The following is a 17,877-nucleotide window of genomic DNA, read 5'->3' as shown; positions in this document are numbered from 1 at the left end:
TCAAAGCGCCGGGCCGATCCGGACCACCTCGCCCCGCTCCGCCGACTCAGCACAGGCGAGGGCCAGCCGGAGGGCATCGAGAGCCTCGCCCGGCTCGGGGGCGTCATCGCGAGGGAGACCGCGAACCAGGTCGGCGAAACAGGCGACCTCGCGGGCAAAGGCCGCACCAAGCACGTCCTGCTCCTGGCGCAACAGAACCTCGGGGGGCTCGCCCGGCCGATAGCAATGCAAAGTCGCCGGGTCGTCGTGCGCCGTCCGACCCGCATCGGCGCCGCTCATGTCATGCATCGCGAACTGTTGCAGATTCATCCCGTAGTCGAAGGACCCGAACGAGCAGACCGCCTTGGCGGTGAAAACCATCGGGTCGCCCTGGAGCAAGTAGCTCCCCTCGACCAGGGCGCGCAAGCCAGACGGCCAAAGGAGGGTCGTATACGCGTGGTTCAGGCCGCCGTCACCGTCGCGCGGGCCTGCGCAGAAGACCTGCTCCGGCATGCCGAACGTCCAGCGGAGGAAGTCGAGGTCATGGATCTGCAAGTCCAGCACGACGCCCCCCATCCGGCCGGGGCGATGCCGCCACCCGTCCTCCCCCCGGACCGAAATCAAGAGGGAGAGCATCCGCCGCATCGTGATCGCCAGGCAAGGCCCCAGCGCTTCCGAGCGCAACAGCTCGCGGAGCCGGACGTACTCCGGCCAGAACCGCAAGACGTGGGCGACCATCAGCCGGACCCCGGCCTTTCGACACGCATCCACCATTGCCCGCGCATCGTCCCAGGTCAACGCGATCGGCTTCTCGCAGAGGACATGCTTCCCCTTCGCCGCGGCCCGCTCGACATAAGAGCGGTGCAAGTCGTTGGGCACGCAGATGTCCACGCCCGCGACCTTGGGGTCGTCGAGCATGGCGTCATAGCTTTCGTAGAGCGAGGCCCCCATCTCGAGGGCAAGCGCCTCCGCCCGATCCGGGTTACGGCCTCGACAGACAGCCAGGTCGACCCCCGCACAGTCCCGCAGCGCCCGGGCGTGCAGCCGACCGATATCCCCCAAGCCCACCAGCCCAATCCGGATCGTCTCACCACTCATCATTTGGGATTCACTCCGTCCGGCTCGAGACGCCCGAGGATCCGGTCCATCGCCGCCGAGGTCAGGTCGAGGACCGACTCCCCGTGCCGCTCGGTCGGGAACTGCTCGGCGATCCAGCAGCCGTCAAAGCCGGCCGCCTCCGCAGCTCGGGCCAGGGCGACCCAATCGACGTCGCCCGCCAGCAATGGGACGAAGCCGTGGATCGTGCCCACCTGCCTTCGGAAATCCTTCAGGTGAATCTCCTTCACGCGCGGGCCGAGGATCCGCATCCATTGCTCGGCGAAGCCGAAAAGCGTGACGTTGCCCGTGTCAAGCAAGACCCCGCAGCGCGGGCTTCCCACCTCGTCGACCAGGCGACGCATCTCGAGCGGGCTGAGCAGGAACATGTTCCAGATCGGTTCCACCAGCAAGGTGACTCCCGCCGCCTCAGCCTGCGGGGCGAGGGTGCGGAGCGCGGCGAGGGTGCGGTCCCAAGCCTGTTCGTAGTCGACCTGGTCGGTCTTCGGATCCCACGGCTTCCCGACATATCCGGGGATGACAAGGATCCCACGCGCGCCCAGCTCTCCTGCGATTGCGAGGGCCCGCCGGACAACGTCGACCCCTCGGGCACGGGTCGCCGGGTCGTCGCTCGTGAACGAATACTGCAAAGGGGCGATCTCGAGACTCGGCAGGTCGATCCCTTCGGCGGCCGCCCGGGAGGCAATCTCGCGGACTTGTGCGGGCTCGGTGCCAAGGTGGAGCAATCCCCCTTCGAGCTCGAGGTAGGGCTGAACGGCCTCGAAGCCGGCCTGCTTCGCCCTCCGGAAGACCCGGCTGTAGTCTTCCATGGTCCGCAGGAAAGCGGTCCCGGCCAAGAAGTCTCCCGAGTCGGCGAACGCCCGGATGACGATCCCTTTCTTCCATGGGCGGCTCATTAGTGGATCAATCTCCGGATCGGAGTGTGGCGGGGGGTGGGAGGGTGACCTTGCCGGTCGCGGCCCACTCGACCCCGCGCTGGAAGGTGGCAATGAAGCCGGGGGTGCCGACCGACCGCAAATCGTGGCCGAGGGTCGTCGTGAAGACGCGGCCGTTGCGATAAGGGAGCGTCCACATGATCGGCTCGTCCTTGCCTGACCCGCAGATGGGCGACTCCCCCTTCGAGCAGTTCTTGGGGTCGTCGTGCGCGGTGGCAAGGACGGTGATCCCTGGCTGCATCGTCAGGCGCTGGTTGATCTCATCATGCTGGAGGAACGAGCGAGGGAGGCCCTTCACGATCGGGTGTTCCGGCTCTTTCAGGTCGACGTCGAAGGTGTGATAGGGAGCGTGAGTCGCCCCTTGCCGCCAGGCGCCACCGATCAGTTTCTCATATTCGGGCCAATGAGGGTGCGAGCTCAGGGCCGCATGAAACGCCACGACGCCCTTGCCGCGTTCGAGCACGCTCAGGAGCGCTCGCCTCGTGCTGTCCGGCCACTCCGGGCCGAAGACCCCGGCGTGGTTGGTGAAGTTGAGGACAATCGCGTCATAGCCTTCAAACGTTTTTTCGTCGCAGCCGACCGGCTCCTCGTTCACCCGGACCTCGAACCGCCCGGTCGCCTCGAGCGTCGCGCGGAGCGACTCGGTGATCTTCCGCCAGTCGTGCATGTTGTAGCCGGTGAGGATCAGGACTTGCAGCTTCTTCGGGTCCCGCCCCGGACTCGGTGCCTGCGCTCGGGTCGGGCCGGAGAGCGTCGTCAGCAGGAACGCCGCCAGAAACACCACGAGGAATCGCTTCATCATCACCTCGTCACCTGGACTTGCGGGCGTCGACACCTCGGGCGAGTTTCCTTAGTCAAGGGCTGATACCAACCCTCAAGCCTCAAAGGCTGGACGACCTTTTTTTATCAGAATGCGGATGTTATATCAGAGCCTCAAGGGATTCCACCCCCCTCCGCAATTCAGGGTCACAAGTGCCTTGCCAGGCGGCCCGCTCCCCAACGAACAAGCAGCAACCGTCGGATCCTTCGGACTCTGGACGCGGAGGGCGAACTCTTGACATCTCAGCCAAATGATGCCATATCACATAGCCGACGCGAACGCAGGCTTCAGTCGACTCGCGCAGCCTGTGTTCCCGAGATCCGATGAGGTCGTGCCGGACTCCCCCGCACGCACGTCAAGGAAAGGGCTATCTTGATGAGACCCGCCGTGAATCGCAGAGAGTTCCTCGGCAGCGTCGGCGCGGGCCTGGCCGTCGCCGCTGGTTCATCGGCTGTTGCAGAGTCGACCGCCGGCCGGCCAATCCGGTTCGGCTTGATCGGGTGCGGCAACCGAGGCCCGCATGACGCCACGGGCCTGATCACCCAGGCCGGGGCGCAGCTCGTCGCGCTCGCCGACCTCTTCGAAGACAAGGTCACGAAGATCCGACCGACTCTCGACGGCGTCCTCAAGGCGAAGGGCCTGCCGCCGGTCGCGCCTGACCGGCTCTACCACGGCCCGCAGTCTGCGCTCCGGCTTGCGGAAAGCGACCTCGACGCCGTCCTGATCGCGATCACCCCTTACTACTACCCGGCCGTGCTCGAGATGATCGCCGGGACCGGCCGGCATATTTACTGCGAGAAACCGGTCGCCGTCGACGTCCCCGGCTGCTTGCGGGTGATCGAGCTGGCGAAGCGGTTCGAGGGGAAGATCGTCTTCCACGTCGGGATGCAGGTCCCCTGGGCCTCGGCCATGCAGGAGATGGTCAAGCGAATCCACGCGGGAGCGATCGGCGAGATCGTGACCGCGCAGTCGTTCTTCTACTTCGGCGGCGGCGGGCTCGTGGCTCCGCCCAACGTCGGCCCCGACGAGGCCCGGATCAGGCGATGGACGGGAGACCGCATCCTCTCCGGCGACATCGTCGTCGAGCAGAACGTCCACGGCATCGACAAAATCAACTGGATCCTCAAGGGGCACCCAATCTCGGCATTCGCCAAGGGCGGGCGCAAGGCACGCACCGACTTCGGCGACGTCTGGGATCACTACGTCGGTGCGCTGACCTACCCCAACGACGTCGTGGTGAACTTCCAGTCGACCCAGTTCCCCCCCAGCCTCGGCGACGCGGGCGAACGGTTCTTCGGGACGCGTGGTGTCTCCGAATCGCATTACAGCGGGGGGGTCAAGATCTTCGGCGAGTCCCCCTGGGACTCGGGCGCCAACGAGATCGTCACTGACGCCGAGGCCAACAAGTACCGGGCGTTCATTGAGGACATCCGCACGGGAAACCTCCGCAACGAGGCCTTCCGAGGCGCCGAGAGCGCGCTGAGCGCCATCCTGATACGCACGGCCGCCTACCAAGGGCGTGAAGTCACCTGGGACGCGATGCTGAAATCCGGCGAAGCGTTGGACGCCCGGATCGACCTGAAGCAGTTCGAGACCCGCTCATGACTCTCACAGGGAAAGTCGCGATCGTCACCGGCGCCGGCAGTCGTCGAGGCATCGGCCGGGCGATCGCGCTCGGCCTGGCGCGCGAGGGCGCCGACGTGGCGGTCACCGAATGGGCCGGCGAGGGGGTCGCCGACGAGATCCGGGCGCTCGGCCGCCGCTCATTGGCCGCCGCCATCGACGTCGCCGACGCCCCGGCCGTTCGCCAGTTCGTCGCTGCTGTCGCGCGCGAGTTCGGTCACATCGATATCCTGGTCAACAACGCCGGGTTCTGCGAATTCGTTCCGTTCCTCGACCTGACCGAGGACCTCTGGGATCGGACCCTGGCGGTGAACCTCAAAGGGTTCTTCCTCTTCGGCCAATGCGTCGCCCGGCAGATGGTCCTCCAGGGGCGTGGCGGCAAGATCCTGAACATCTCCTCGCAGGCCGCGGAGGCGGCAGGCGAAGAGAAGGTCCACTATTGCGTCTCCAAGGCCGGCGTCAAAATGCTCACCCAGGGGATGGCCCTGGAACTCGCGCGCCACCGGATCCAAGTCAACGCCATCGCCCCGGGCACGATCGATACCGAGATCGTCCGCCAGCCCAACATCCAGGCCCTGGTCGAACGCGAGCGTCAGCACTCCACCATCCCGCTGGGCCGCATGGGAACCGCCGCGGACCTCGTTGGAGCCGCCCTCTTCCTCTGCTCGCCTGCCTCGGATTACGTCACCGGCGCCGCTCTCCTCGTCGACGGCGGCATGCTCAGCGGCTCCCTCCTCCCGGAAGAATTCCGTACTGCAAATTTCCCCAAGGACCTGGGGCAATCCATTTAGGAAAACCATCCCGCGTGGTTCATATTCTTGTCCGAGTCGATCCTGGCTCAGCATCTTGCTGATACGAAGGCGACACCAGGCATCACCATCTCCAAGCCCCAAGCTGCTGCGCGGGCAACAATCGCAGAACGCCGCCGCCGGTCCCGCCATCGCAAATGGCAGCACCCAGCCCGAAACGGTCGCCGCGGTTCCGTTCCGATGGCCTGGCGTGGCGGGGTCTGTTATCGTCGATGCAAGCGTCGACAAACAACCTTGGCGAGCGATGTCTATGACCTTGGCGATCGAAACGCATCAGTTATCCCGGTTCTTCAATAACGCCTGCGCCGTCAACGGTATCGAATTGGCCGTCGAACGTGGGACATTTTACGGGTTTCTTGGACCCAACGGCGCAGGGAAGTCGACAACCATCAAGATGTTGACGGGTCTGCTCGCACCTTCCGGCGGCGAAATCAAAGTGCTGGGCCGGAACATGCTCGACCCCCACGAGGCGCTGGACGCAAAACGGCACATGGGGGTCATTCCCGAAGACCTGGCCCTGTTTGACAATCTGACGGCGCGAGAATACCTCACCTTCGTCGGCCGGATCCACCTGATGCCTCGGGACACGATCCGAAGCCGGAGCGAAGAGTTGCTCTCGATCCTGGACCTGCAGAACGAGGAAAAGAAGCTCACCCTCGAATATTCGCACGGCATGAAGAAGAAGTTGGCCATGGCCGCGGCGCTCCTGCCGAACCCCGACTTGCTCTTCCTCGACGAGCCGTTCGAAGGGGTCGACGCGGTGACCTCACGCGTGATCCGCGACCTGCTTGCGGGGTTTGTCGCCCGAGGGTCGACGGTCTTCCTCACTTCCCACGTCCTGGAAATCGTCGAGCGCCTCTGCACCCATGTCGGCATTATCGTCAAAGGGAATCTCGTCGAGCAGGCGTCGTTGGACACAATCCGCCAGGGGGCCTCGCTGGAAGAGTCGTTTCTCCAGAAGGCGGGGGCCGACCAGGAAGCCAGTCGCAACAAGCTCAACTGGCTCGAGGAGGCGACGTCGTGACCTGGCAACACTTGCAGGCCGTTGTCTGGCTCCGCTGGCGCTTGATGGTTAATGAGTACCGCCGCGCCGGCGCCTTCAATGCCGTGGTGATGATGATTGTGATGATCGGTGCACTGGTCACGGCCATCCCCTTATTCATCGCCTGCTTCGTCTTCGGGACGTATGCGATCCCCAAGGCAACGCCGACTCACCTGCTGTATGCGTGGGATGGAGTGGTCGTCGGCTTTCTGCTCCTCTGGGGGACCGGCCTCTTGACGGAGTTGCAGAGAAGCGACCCATTGTCACTGGCGAAGATCCTCCACTTGCCCGTCTCGGCCAACGGAGCGTTCCTGATCAATTATCTCAGTTCGCTAATGCGTCTGAGCCTGATCGTCTTCGCTCCGGTAATGTTCGGGTTCAGCCTGGCATTGATTTCTGTCAAGGGAGCGTCGCTCCTGCCCGTCCTCCCGTTATTGGCCGCGTTCCTGCTGATGGTCACCGCCCTGACCTATCAATTCCAGGGCTGGCTGGCCTCGCTGATGAGTAACCCGCGCCGTCGCCGAACGGTGATTATGACCGCGACCATGTTCCTCGTTCTGATCTTTCAACTGCCGAACCTCATCAACATTCTCTCCCCCTGGGGCACCCAACGGCACGCAAACCGATCCACGGCATTGTCGAACGAGGTCGCAAAGCTGGAGCATTCTCTGAAAGCGAAGGAAATTGACGGCCCGGAATACGTGCGTCGCCTGCAGGAAGTGATGCAAGAGCACAAGCTCACCACCGAACGGGCCAACCGCGAAATCATGCAACGGTTGGAAAAAACAGCCCGACTCGTGAATACGGTCTTGCCTATCGGATGGCTGCCGCTGGGCGTCATGTCCGCGGCCGAGGGCCGCGTCCTGCCGACGGTCTTCGGGCTGTTGGGAATGACGTTGATCGGAGTCGTCAGCCTCGGGCGCGCGTACCGCGCCACGATCGCTCTCTATCAAGGGGAGCCGATCAACCGAAAAGGCCGGCCGACGCCCGACCCTGCACTCGCCCCGACGGCGAACCCCCGAAAGCCGGGGACCTCGCTGCTCGAAGCCCGGCTTCCCGGCTTGTCGGAACCGGTCTCGGCGATCGCGCTGGGGAGCCTTCGCTCCATCCTGCGGGCGCCCGAGGCGAAAATGATGTTGCTGACCCCCCTGATCATGGGCGTCATCTTCGGCTCCATGCTCTGGAACCTCTGGAGCCAACGGTTCGCGACTCCGGAGCCGCTTCGGCCGATGATCGCCATCGGGGGGATGCTCTTCGTGTTCTTCGGCGTACTTCCACTGGTAGGCAACCAATTCGGCTTCGACCGCGACGGTTTTCGCGTCTTCGTGCTCAGCGCAGCGCCTCGGCGAGACATCCTGCTCGGCAAGAATCTGTCTTACGCCCCGATCACCCTGGGAATGAGTGCGATCCTGCTGGCGGCCGTGCAGATGTTTTGCCCCATGCGGCTGGACCACTTCCTGGCCATCGCCCCGCAGTTCGTCTCGATGTTCCTGCTCTTCTGCCTCTTGGCGAACCTGCTTTCCATCTACACGCCGATTTACATCGCCGGCGGTTCGCTGAAGCCAAAGAATCCGAAGCTGAGCACGATGCTCTTACAAATGCTCACTCTTATGTTTCTCTTCCCGCTGACCCAGGTGCCCACGCTCTTGCCGCTGGGCGCGGAGGTGTTGTCGACATCCCTCGGTTGGACGAAGAATGCCCCGGTCTTCCTGATGTTAGCGCTGGCGGAATGTGCGGTGGTCGTCTTGTTTTACCGGCTCTCGCTGGGGTGGCTCGGGCGCTTGCTCCAAACCCGAGAGCAGATCATTCTGGAAACGGTGACCAACCGGGCGCCTTGACGCCACCCAAAGGCAAATCGCTCTTGAGAAAAAAAAAGAGCGAACAGTTCGTGAACCATCGCCCGGGCCGTTGTGTCCTCAAACGGCAAGCGGTCGGGCACCTCATGTCGTTTCAAGAGCCTGAGCATTGGAGAAAGGACGCTGATGGAGACCTCTGCGGAAGGAGCAGGATCCAACGCTGAGGCCATCGCTGCGCTCGCACGTCGTCATGGCCTCGCGCCGGTAGGCGGAATCGAGTGGAACGACCTCGGCCTCGATTTCCGCGCGGCGTTCACGACCGACGAGGAGGGTACGGACTGGGTGCTCCGAATTCCCCGCCGCCCTGACGTCTGGCCGCGGGCCGAAAACGAGGCACGGGTTCTGGACCTCCTCAAAGGCAGGCTGCCGGTCGAAGTCCCTGACTGGCGGATCGCCACGCCAGACTTGATCGCCTATCCGCGTCTGGCCGGCACGACCGCCGTGACCGTCGATCCGGTCACCAAGGAGCCCACCTGGAACATCGCCAAGGACAACCCGGCCTTCGTGGAAAGCTTTGCCCGCACGCTCGCCGCACTCCACGGCATCGATCCCGCCGAAGCCGCCGCTGCCGGCCTGAAGGTCTCGTCACCAGAAGAGGCACGACGCGCCTTCGCCGACGACCTCGACCGGGTGAAACGTGAAATCGGCATCGGCGAAAGCCTGTGGAGACGTTGGCGCACCTGGCTCGATGACGACGCGTCGTGGCCCCCGTTCACAACCTTGGTCCACGGCGACCTCCACGTCGGCCACGTCCTGGTCGACGAGACCTCCCGGGCGACGGGCCTGCTGGACTGGACCGAGGCCGAGGTGAGCGACCCCGCCATCGACTTCATCTTCCATCTCATGGGGTTCGGCGAGTCCGGCCTCGAACGCCTCCTCGACGAATACGAAGCGGCCGGCGGACGGACATGGCCGGGCCTGCGCCGCCACGTCGACGAAAGACTCGCCGCCTTCCCCATCAAGTACGCCCTGTTCGCACTCACCAGCGGCCAGGACGAACGTCTCGCTGCGATCAAGGAACAGCTCGGAGCCGACGGCGAGTCGGCATGATCCTGCCAGCGACTCACCTCACAGCTTCTTGAGTAACGCCAACGCGCGTTCCTCGAAGATTTGCTGCCATGCCGGCGCGAGGATGCAGTCGCTGTCTTCCTGCGCTCCCCCTACGTTCCTGAGCTGTTCCGCCGTAGGCGCATAATAGATATACCCATTGGTATAGCCCGCCACGAACGCAAGGTCGTGAGGAGCCTTCTTCTTGAGGTTGAGCCCGATCTGCACGGTCAATTCCCCTGGAAACGTGACCAGGACGAACTCACCGACCCTCACCCCCACCATCTCGACATCGATCGTCTGACTTCCCGCAGCCACGTTGTCCGCCTGGTGCTTCCGCAACAAGGCCAGGTTCGTTTGCGTCCTGGTGAGTTGTTCCATGACATAGATATTGTCAATGTACGCCTTCATATTGCTTCGATTCTCGGCATCGAGCTTGACCAGGTCGTCCCGCTTCAGCATCTTTTCGAGCAAGTACCGGTGCGAGCTATAGGAAGGAAACTCGCTCGACAGGTTGTACTTCACAGCCAACGGGATAAACGTCTTCAAATTCAGGCTCGTGCCTTGCAAGGACTGAAGCATTTTTTGCTGCTCGGCCTCCATGGAGAGAATGCGTTCGGCAACATCGGCTCTGGGCAGCCGGACGGTCTCCTGGATGACTTTGAGCCGATCGTCTTTCTTGCTCTGCACCTTTCTCAAGGCCTGCAAGGTGCTCAGGCCCAGCATGTTTCCCAGGGGTTCCGCATTTCTTGGACTATTCACGTCCTTATACGCGACTGGGTTGATGTCACCACCACACCCCTGCAAGAACAAGGCGATTGTCCCCTCGCTCAAGTTGTCTTCGATCACCCGGGACGCAAACCCGGTGAGGTCCGCGGTGTTTCCACCGCTGGGAACCCCTTGGATCGGGTGGCACGCGAAGTTGTAGACAACCGCCAGGGTCTGCCCGTCGTTGCGGTCGAGCCGAAGGATGCCAATTTCCGGATCCACCGGACCGACCTCGGCGACAACGTCATCCGGGGGCACCGAGTACGCATGTCGAACGTCGATCTCCTTGCCATTCTTCAGCTTGAGCCGGCGGTTCTCCATGATCCGATTCTCATGGCCGACGCCGGCGCCGACGTTGACCGGAACCAGGTTCTCCGTGGCCTCTTTCACTGCCTGGAACGTCCGCTGATCGACATCCCCGCACACAATTCCATGACAATGGCTGGCGTTGACCAGGACGCTCTCCGGCTTGATACTCAGTTCCTTTTCGAGCCGGGAACGCACCTTGGCGAGATAGTCGTTCTTGATGTGCCCGATCTCGCCGATCGCCACGGCGTCGACGGTAATGATCACGGCCGTCGTGGCGTCATCCTTCAGCACAAGGGCTTTGACATACAACGGGTCATTGACCGGTCCGGCCTCCCTGTTCGTGATGTCGACTTTGGCCACGCCCGCCCTGAGCTGAGCGGCCACCGCAGCGCCGGTCGGAAGGAATCCGAGGCCCCCCAGCGTCGCCATGAGAATGGCCAGAGGAATCCTGTGGCACACTTGCCGCCGGCTCTTGCGGAGGAGCCCGTTGATTTCAAAGGCAGCCATCATGTAATCGTCGCCTTGGTTCAAACGGCCTGCTGAAGTTTGCCCGGGAACGTCTTGTCCCGAGATTGTAACGCTCCATCTGGTCCCGCACGAGCGACCGCTGGTTCCGACGAAAAGAGGGCTTCAAACCAGGGGCATTCCACCGTGGACAGGCTCCGAATCACCCCTTTCGAAAGCGAAACGGGGCGGGCGATCGAGATGCGGATCGACCTGATTGGTCAATCGCTCTCTCGAACGCCGCGCCCCGTCTCGAAGCGAGGAATGGTTCCACGGACTGGGGGCGAACGGGGTGGGAACGTTCGGCAGACCAACCGATACGATCCGACTCCCCGGCGCGAGCGCCAACGGAAGCCGGGGGAAACCCGAGCGTTCGGGCCGGAACGGACCACGCGCCTCGAAGGTCGCGCCCCCGAAGGCCGGCCCACCGTGGCGGGTCCGACACGCGGCCAGACCCCTCTCCAGGAAACAAACGGTGCGTTGTCAGTCGAGCGGGGCGGCGCGATGACCGCACGGGGGGACGGGGATCGAACGCTTTCGGCTTCCTCGAAGGGAGGGTCGGCAAACTCGGTGGTCCAGGCGACGGCGGGAGCATCGAGTGCGATACCCTGATCCCCCGACGGCTCGACTGGGCCGAGCTCATGATCCTCCAACCTCGAAGACGCGGGAACGCTCTCTCCCGTGACCTCCGCGAAATCAACAGAACCAACCTCAACCTCGGCGCTGACCTCGTCATCTTCATGAGAGGCCAGCGTATCCTGGCAGGCACCCTCGTCCACGTCGGTCTCATCTTGGTGCAACTCAAAGTCGGGTGAGTCGCCATCGGGTTCCGGCAGAACGACTTCCTCCGGCGACGGTTGAGGACAAGCCTCGAGGTCGGGCGCAGAAAAGGCGACGTCGGCAACCGTGATCGACTCATCCTGGATCGACTCGTCGCAAGCAGCCGGCTCATCGAAGGTCGCGGAGCGATCCTCGAGTTCCGGACTGAACTCGGCGGCGAGTTCTCGAGGGACAGGCACTTCCGAAACATCCCCAAGGGAACCATCAGGGTCCGACCAAAGAACCTCCTCCGAGGACGGGCGAAGCGAGGCTTCGGCGTCGGACGAAGCGAAGTCGGCGTCGGTAATCGGCTCATCCTGGGGAAACTCGTCGCAAGCCGCCGGCGCATCGAAGCTCACGGAGCGATCTTCGAATTCCGGACTGAACTCAGTGGTGAGCTCACCAGAGACAGGCTCCTCCTCCGACAAAACAGCCTCCTCCGGCGACGGGCGAAGCAAAGCTTCGGCGTCGGACGGAGAGAAGTCGGCGTCGGCGATCGGCTCATCCTCAGTGAATTCGTCACGAGCAGCCGGTTCGTCGAAGAGCGCGGGGCGATCCTCGAATTCCGGGCTGACTTCGGCAGCGAGTTCTTGGTGGACAAGCTCCTCCTCCGGCAAAACGACCTCCTCCGAGGACGGGCGAAGCAAAGCCTCGGCGTCGGACGAAGAAGGGACGTCGTCGGTGATTGGCTCATCCTGGGGAAACTCGTCGTAAGCCGCCGGCGCATCGAAGGTCGCAAGGCAATTCTCGGGCTCCGGACTGATCTCGACGGCGAGTTCACCAGGGACAGGCTCTTCCTCCGACAAAAGGACCTCCTCCGAGGACGGGCGAAGCAAAGCTTCGCCGTCGGACGAAGGAGGGACATTGTCGGTGATCGGCTCATCCTCAGTGAATTCGTCACGAGCAGCCGGCGCGTCGAAGATCGCAGAGCGATTCTCAGATTCCGGACTGACTTCGGCGGCGAGTTCTTGGGAAACACGCTCCTCCACATCCTCGGAAGCCGGCAAGGCCGACGGAAGAGGAGAGGTGGGATCGCTTTCAGACTGGGCAAGGACAGGCTCGGTTTGCGTGTCCGCGTTCGTGCTCGGGCCTTCGACCCGGACGAACTTCCCTGGGCCGACCTGAATCCAGGTTGCGGGTGCCACGGTCGGTTCGACGACCGGTCCCCCCTTCGCCTTCCGCCCCCGCCCCCTCCCCCGCTTGGTTTTCACCATGACGGGATCAGGGTCGTTTCCTCCATCAAGATCGGCCGCGGTCTCGGAGGGCGAGGAAGCCAGCACGACCGTCTCAGCCTGCGATCGGAGACCGATCTCAAGCTCAGACGGTTCGAGGAGACTTTCAGACTCGTCGTCGGAGACTCGCTGGGAACCTGGCGCGAGCGGGGCCGGCACGTGATCGCGCGGGCCTTGCGCTGGGGCGAGGATCCAGACCATCAGGATGAAGTAAGGGGGCACCAGCCAAACCGAGACCGTAAAGGCCAAGGCCAGGCTCGTCAAAACCATCAAAACGACCAGCACCACCGGCCAGGCCCACGCGCGAACACGGGACCCGAGCCGAGGCTCGGTCGTCGAAGACAGGTTTGGGCTCGAGGAGTGATCGTCGTGCCGCACGCGGAGCCGCTCCGGTCGGTCGGGCCACCAGGGAATTGGCGCCACCGCCAACCCGCCCACCGTGTGTATCGGAAGCTCCGCGCGAGCATCTTGGTGTTTTCCGGACGAACCGGGAGAGTCAGAACGTCAGACCTTCGGGCAGGGAAAGGGAGGTAAAATATTCCGAACAACCGCAAGAGTGGAAGGAGAGGGCGACTTTTCCGTTCACCCATTTCTTGAGGGCAAAACGCAATTCCCACAAGCCTGTTCTCTGACACTCAAGGGGTTGTCGCAACCCTGGAGGAGCGACCGTCAAGAGCCAGGGAGGAAGCTCCCACAGAAAAACAACTTCAAATATCTTCAACTACAAGCAACAAAGGGGCGACCGTCAAGAACCGAGGGCTGGATCTTGACGGTCGCCCCTCCGGGCCACAAAGCACAAGCATTTTCACACAAATAACTTCATGGATGTGATCCGCGTTGGAGGAGCCGGTCGGCCCCTTGGGCGCGAAGCTGCTCGGCGACCTGACGGCCCAGGCTATCGGGGTTGTCGCGAGGACCGGTGGCGGAGACGAAAAGACGCTCGAGGCCGTCGGGGTCGAAGACGGCGACGTCGAGGGCCATCAGGCCGTCGTCGGTGTCGCGCCCCCAGGCGGCCAGGGGGATCATGCAGCCTCCTTCGAGCTCGGCCAAGGTCCGGCGTTCGGCGATGACGGCGCGGCGGGTGCCGGGATCGTCCAGGGGGGCGAGCAGCGCCCGGGTCGACGCATCCAAGGCACGGCATTCGATGCCGAGCGCCCCCTGCCCCACCGCCGGCAGGAACAAGGGAGGGCCAAGTCGTTGCGTGACATGCCCGGCAAGACCGAGCCGGCGCAGGCCAGCCTCGGCCAGGACCACGCCGTCGAGCGTGCCACTCAAGGCCTGGTTCAGGCGGGTCTCGACGTTGCCTCGAATGCCGACGACCTGCAAGTCGGGCCGGGCATGGAGGAGTTGGGCGCGGCGGCGGAGCGAGCCGGTCCCGATCGTGGCCCCAGGCGGCAAAGCTTCCAGGGTCCGATGGACCGGGGCGATCAAGGCATCGGCCGCGTCCTCGCGCACCGGGACCGCCCCCAGGATCAGCTCCTCGGATCCCTGCGTCGGTAGATCCTTGAGGCTGTGGACCGCGACCTCGACGGTCGAGTCGAGCAAGGCACGCTGAATCTCCTTGGTGAAGAGGCCGATTCCACCGATCGCGGCCAAGGGGGAGTTGCGGTCGCGATCGCCTTGCGTCTTGATCTCGACGAGCTCGACCCGCAAGCCGGGATGGAGTTCACGGAGCCGGGCGGACACCCACTCCGATTGCCAGCGGGCGAGCTGACTCCCACGGGTCCCGATTCGGATTGTGCCCGGCCCCGGCCGAGCGTCCACACTCGTAGCGTCAATCGCCGTCATTTCAAAGGGATCCCTTCCGCTCGACCGATCACCAGGACCACGACGCGCGCGGCCCCGGCGCGCTTCAACGCACGCGCCGCGGCGCCGCAGGTAGCGCCTGTCGTCAGGATATCATCGACCAGGAGTACGGTTCGACCCCCCAGGGCCTGGCGACGCCGCACCTCGAAGACCTCCCGCATCACCTTGGCCCGCTCGCTCCGACCGGCGCTGGCCAGGTGAGGGGTCGAGCGAACCCGGCGCAACGGGTGGGCCAGGCGGAGCGAGAGCCGTTTCGAGATCCCGCGGGCCAGCGCATCGGCCTGGTTATATCCCCTCTGCCACTGCCGCCTCCAATGCAAAGGGATCGGCACGACCCACGAATCCGCGGGCACTTGCCGGACCTCGGCACGGGCATCGACCAGCACCTTGGCGAGCCAAGGGGCGAGCCAGGCGTTGGACTCTCGCTTCAGGCGAAGACAGAGGTCGCGGATCGTCCCCTCGTAAGGGCCCAAGGCAATGGCTGCGTCGAACCCGAGGGGCCGTCCACGGCACTCGAAGCAGCCCCCAACCTGGTTCGACCAGGGGCCCAACGGCATGGCGCACCGCTCACAGACCAAGCCCGAGGCGTTCACGAGATCGTTCCGGCACGACTCGCAGAACGGGGAATCGACCCCTGGCTGTTCGCAGATCGGGCAGACCCAGGGGAAGACCAGGGCTTCCAGCGCCCGGCACCCCTCAGCCATCCAGCATTGAAGCTGCCGCGTGGCGAACACGAGTATCGTCAAGGCCCCCGCTGGCCAGTTCTCAGGTAGGGTTCGAGCCGCTCCCGCAATTGATTTCGGGCCCGCGCCAGGAGCGACTTGACGGCGGCCTCGGACCGCCCCATCACCTCGGCGATCTCGGCGTAGCTCAACTCCTCGAACTTGTTGAGCAGGACCGCCACTTTCTGGTCCTCCCCTAGCCCGTCGAGCGCTTCGCGAACGACGTCCGAGAGTTCGACCTTGCGCAACTGGGCCGAGGCGGTCCCATCGCGTCCTGGGACGCGGTCGACGATGGGCCGGTTCTCCTGCGATCCCAGGCCGGCGTTTCCGGCCCCGGCCGAAGGATTGCGGCCTTTTTCTCGGAGATGGTTCAAGGCCAGGTTGTTAGCGATCGTGAACAGCCAGGTCGAGAACTTCGCCCGCGGCCGATACCCTTTGCGGGCGCGATAGACCCGTAGAAAGACTTCCTGAGTCAGGTCCTCCGCCTCCTCAGCGCGGCCGATCACGTGGACCATGATCCCGACCAGCCGGTGCTGGTAGCGTTCGACCAATACCTCGAAGGCCCCCTGAACGTCGTCGCGTACCTGCAACATCAGTCGGACGTCGGGATCACGAGCCTCCAACTGCTGCTCGAGGGTATCAGTGCTCACAACCCCGTTCCTCCCTCGGCCTCGGTCGTCTACGCTTCGTTCTCGCCGCGTGCCATTCAGCCGGCTACCCGGTCGAATGGCACCAGACAGACGGATCGCCAGACGCCCTTCTCTCTCGGTCGCGATCGACTCAGCCCATCGTACCAGAGGAGAGCGTTCCAATCCGATCAGGAAATTGCCACTGTCGGACGATCTTCGAACCTTCGTCGAAGCTGGCCACACGCCGCGTCGATTTCGCGTCCCTTGGTCTTCCGAACACTGACGCTGACCCCGCGCCCCCGGACAATAGACACGAACTTCTGGATGGTTGAAGGGAAGGGCCGCTCATAGGGCAAGGTCGCCACGGGATTGTAAGGGATCAGGTTGACGTGCGCCTTGCGGGCCTCGAGCAGGTCGGCCAGCGCCCGCGCATCTTCGACCCGATCGTTGATCCCACGCAACATGACATATTCAAACGTGACTTGCCGGCCGCTATTCCGGAAGTAGGCGTCAGCCGCGTCGATCACGGCACCGAGCCCGACTTTTTCATTGATCGGCACCAGCTCGTTTCGCAACGCTTCCGTGGGCGCGTGCAACGAAACGGCCAGGTGGTATTGCCGGCCCAGCCCCGCCAGAACCATCATCTTTTCGGGGAGCCCCACCGTCGAGATGGTCACGCGCCGCTGCCCCAGGCCGAGCCCTTCGGAAGAGCAGATCCGATCGAGGGCCGCGAGCAGGTTGTCGAGATTCGCCAGGCTTTCGCCCATTCCCATGACCACCAGGTTGGTGATCGTTTCCTCGGCCGGCAAGAGGTTCCGGAGCCGAACGACCTGCTCCACCATCTCGCCTCGGGTCAAGTTTCGCTCGACCCCTTTGAGGCCGCTGGCGCAAAAAACGCAACCCATCCCGCACCCGACCTGCGTGCTGATGCAGACCGTCCGGCGCTCGCCTTCCGCCATCAAGACGCACTCGATCCGCCGGCCGTCCGCACAGCCGAGAAGCAGCTTATCCGTCCCGTCGGGCGAGACGTGATGATAGGCCACCTCGGTCGCAAAGACCTGCCACTCCGCGTCGAGCTGCTCGCGCAACGCTTTTGGAAGATCCGACATGAGTGCAAACTGCTCGACGCGACGCTGAAAGACCCAGCGCAAAACCTGCCGGGCATGGAAGCCGGGGAAACCCCGGTCGACCATCCACTCCGCTAGCTCGGGAGGGGGAACTTCCAATAACGCTCGTTTCATCGTCGGCCGCGCGCTTCTGATATCAAGAAGAAGGTACTCCTCCGAAAGATCGACGATCGATCCTTGCGAAGCTCGAGACGCTCGTTCCCAATCCATAATACGTCGAGCATCAGAGACAAGTCTATCAAAGTCGAAAGTCGAAATGGTGCCTCCACCAAATCTTCAATTCCGGCCGGCCCAGCCGGAAGGTCCAGCTTCACCGGAAAATGAAGGACGTTGGGTGCCACGGGTTCCGTACTCGGACCCCGTGCGCCCCAGGCCAAGGCATTCCCCCATGGGGTCCGAGTACGGAACCGCAGGGCACCCGGAAGATCCGCAAAACACTCCGGGGGGATTCCCCTTCTGGGACAGACTCTGAGACAAGGCAGAGAGCTTTAATAGTTGCGTCCATTGGGGCGAGCGCCGTTCCCGGGGCGAAGCGACCGCGCAACGAAAAACGCCCCGACCCTTCGATGAAGAAGGATCGGGGCGTCTTGAAAAGGATTCCGGCGATCACCGACTTTCGCGCCAAAGGCACTATCATGGGCCTGACGGGCTTAACGGCCGTGTTCGGAATGGGAACGGGTGGGACCCCGTCAGTATGTTCGCCGGAAAAGCAACCGGCGGGCGATCAAACCCGC

Annotated in this window: 14 protein-coding genes and 1 rRNA gene; 5 read left to right on the top strand and 10 right to left on the bottom strand. The window is 63.7% G+C overall.

What is annotated here, in order from left to right:
- From SINAC_RS18620 to SINAC_RS18610, 3 genes are read right to left on the bottom strand one after another with little or no spacing between them, the layout of a single operon-like run.
- Positions 1-1,080, bottom strand: a complete 1,080-nt coding sequence (locus tag SINAC_RS18620) for a Gfo/Idh/MocA family protein (RefSeq protein WP_015247161.1) — start codon at positions 1,078-1,080, stop codon at positions 1-3.
- Positions 1,077-1,991: a sugar phosphate isomerase/epimerase family protein gene (locus SINAC_RS18615; RefSeq protein WP_015247160.1), complete on the bottom strand. Its 915-nt coding sequence runs from the start codon at positions 1,989-1,991 to the stop codon at positions 1,077-1,079. Before SINAC_RS18615 ends, SINAC_RS18620 begins: the two co-directional genes overlap by 4 nt.
- A gap of 7 nt (positions 1,992-1,998) precedes the next feature.
- Positions 1,999-2,865, bottom strand: a complete 867-nt coding sequence (locus SINAC_RS18610; protein WP_020467307.1) for a ThuA domain-containing protein — start codon at positions 2,863-2,865, stop codon at positions 1,999-2,001.
- Positions 2,866-3,225: 360 nt separating this feature from the next.
- Between SINAC_RS18610 and SINAC_RS18605 the strand changes: the two genes are divergently transcribed.
- The 5 genes from SINAC_RS18605 (at position 3,226) to SINAC_RS18585 (ending at position 9,230) form a co-directional block, all read left to right on the top strand.
- A complete protein-coding gene (locus tag SINAC_RS18605) occupies positions 3,226-4,455 on the top strand; it encodes a Gfo/Idh/MocA family protein (RefSeq protein WP_015247158.1) in 1,230 nt (409 codons plus the stop codon).
- A complete protein-coding gene (locus SINAC_RS18600; protein ID WP_015247157.1) occupies positions 4,452-5,264 on the top strand; it encodes an SDR family NAD(P)-dependent oxidoreductase in 813 nt (270 codons plus the stop codon). The genes SINAC_RS18605 and SINAC_RS18600 overlap by 4 nt, the downstream gene beginning before the upstream one ends.
- A 268-nt stretch (positions 5,265-5,532) precedes the next feature.
- Positions 5,533-6,306, top strand: a complete 774-nt coding sequence (locus SINAC_RS18595; RefSeq protein ID WP_015247156.1) for an ABC transporter ATP-binding protein — start codon at positions 5,533-5,535, stop codon at positions 6,304-6,306.
- Positions 6,303-8,162: an ABC-2 transporter permease gene (locus SINAC_RS18590; protein ID WP_015247155.1), complete on the top strand. Its 1,860-nt coding sequence runs from the start codon at positions 6,303-6,305 to the stop codon at positions 8,160-8,162. Before SINAC_RS18595 ends, SINAC_RS18590 begins: the two co-directional genes overlap by 4 nt.
- A 144-nt stretch (positions 8,163-8,306) precedes the next feature.
- On the top strand, positions 8,307-9,230 hold the full coding sequence (locus SINAC_RS18585) for a macrolide 2'-phosphotransferase (RefSeq protein ID WP_015247154.1): 924 nt from the start codon (positions 8,307-8,309) through the stop codon (positions 9,228-9,230).
- Positions 9,231-9,248: 18 nt separating this feature from the next.
- Here SINAC_RS18585 and SINAC_RS18580 read toward each other — a convergent pair whose 3' ends face one another.
- From SINAC_RS18580 to rrf, 7 genes are all read right to left on the bottom strand, one after another.
- The gene (locus SINAC_RS18580; protein WP_015247153.1) at positions 9,249-10,814 is read right to left on the bottom strand and encodes a hypothetical protein; all 1,566 of its coding nucleotides are present in this window, start codon (positions 10,812-10,814) and stop codon (positions 9,249-9,251) included.
- A 215-nt stretch (positions 10,815-11,029) separates the two neighbouring features.
- The gene (locus tag SINAC_RS18575) at positions 11,030-13,282 is read right to left on the bottom strand and encodes a hypothetical protein (protein ID WP_154673880.1); all 2,253 of its coding nucleotides are present in this window, start codon (positions 13,280-13,282) and stop codon (positions 11,030-11,032) included.
- Between the two features lie 396 nt (positions 13,283-13,678).
- Complete coding sequence (gene hemC, locus SINAC_RS18570) at positions 13,679-14,647, bottom strand: hydroxymethylbilane synthase (RefSeq protein ID WP_015247151.1); 969 nt, start codon at positions 14,645-14,647, stop codon at positions 13,679-13,681.
- Entirely contained in the window at positions 14,644-15,399 is a 756-nt protein-coding gene (locus SINAC_RS18565; protein ID WP_020467303.1) for a ComF family protein, read from the bottom strand. Before SINAC_RS18565 ends, hemC begins: the two co-directional genes overlap by 4 nt.
- 8 nt (positions 15,400-15,407) lie before the next feature.
- Positions 15,408-16,037, bottom strand: coding sequence for an RNA polymerase sigma factor (locus SINAC_RS18560; RefSeq protein WP_015247149.1), 630 nt, complete (start codon positions 16,035-16,037; stop codon positions 15,408-15,410).
- 167 nt (positions 16,038-16,204) lie between these two features.
- Positions 16,205-17,257: a 23S rRNA (adenine(2503)-C(2))-methyltransferase RlmN gene (gene rlmN, locus SINAC_RS18555; protein WP_015247148.1), complete on the bottom strand. Its 1,053-nt coding sequence runs from the start codon at positions 17,255-17,257 to the stop codon at positions 16,205-16,207.
- 483 nt (positions 17,258-17,740) lie between these two features.
- Positions 17,741-17,849 (bottom strand): 5S ribosomal RNA (rrf, locus tag SINAC_RS18550).
- Between the last annotated feature and the right edge of the window lie 28 nt (positions 17,850-17,877).

The organism is Singulisphaera acidiphila DSM 18658, from assembly GCF_000242455.2.
GTDB lineage: Bacteria > Planctomycetota > Planctomycetia > Isosphaerales > Isosphaeraceae > Singulisphaera > Singulisphaera acidiphila.
This window is presented reverse-complemented; position numbering and strand designations above follow the sequence as displayed.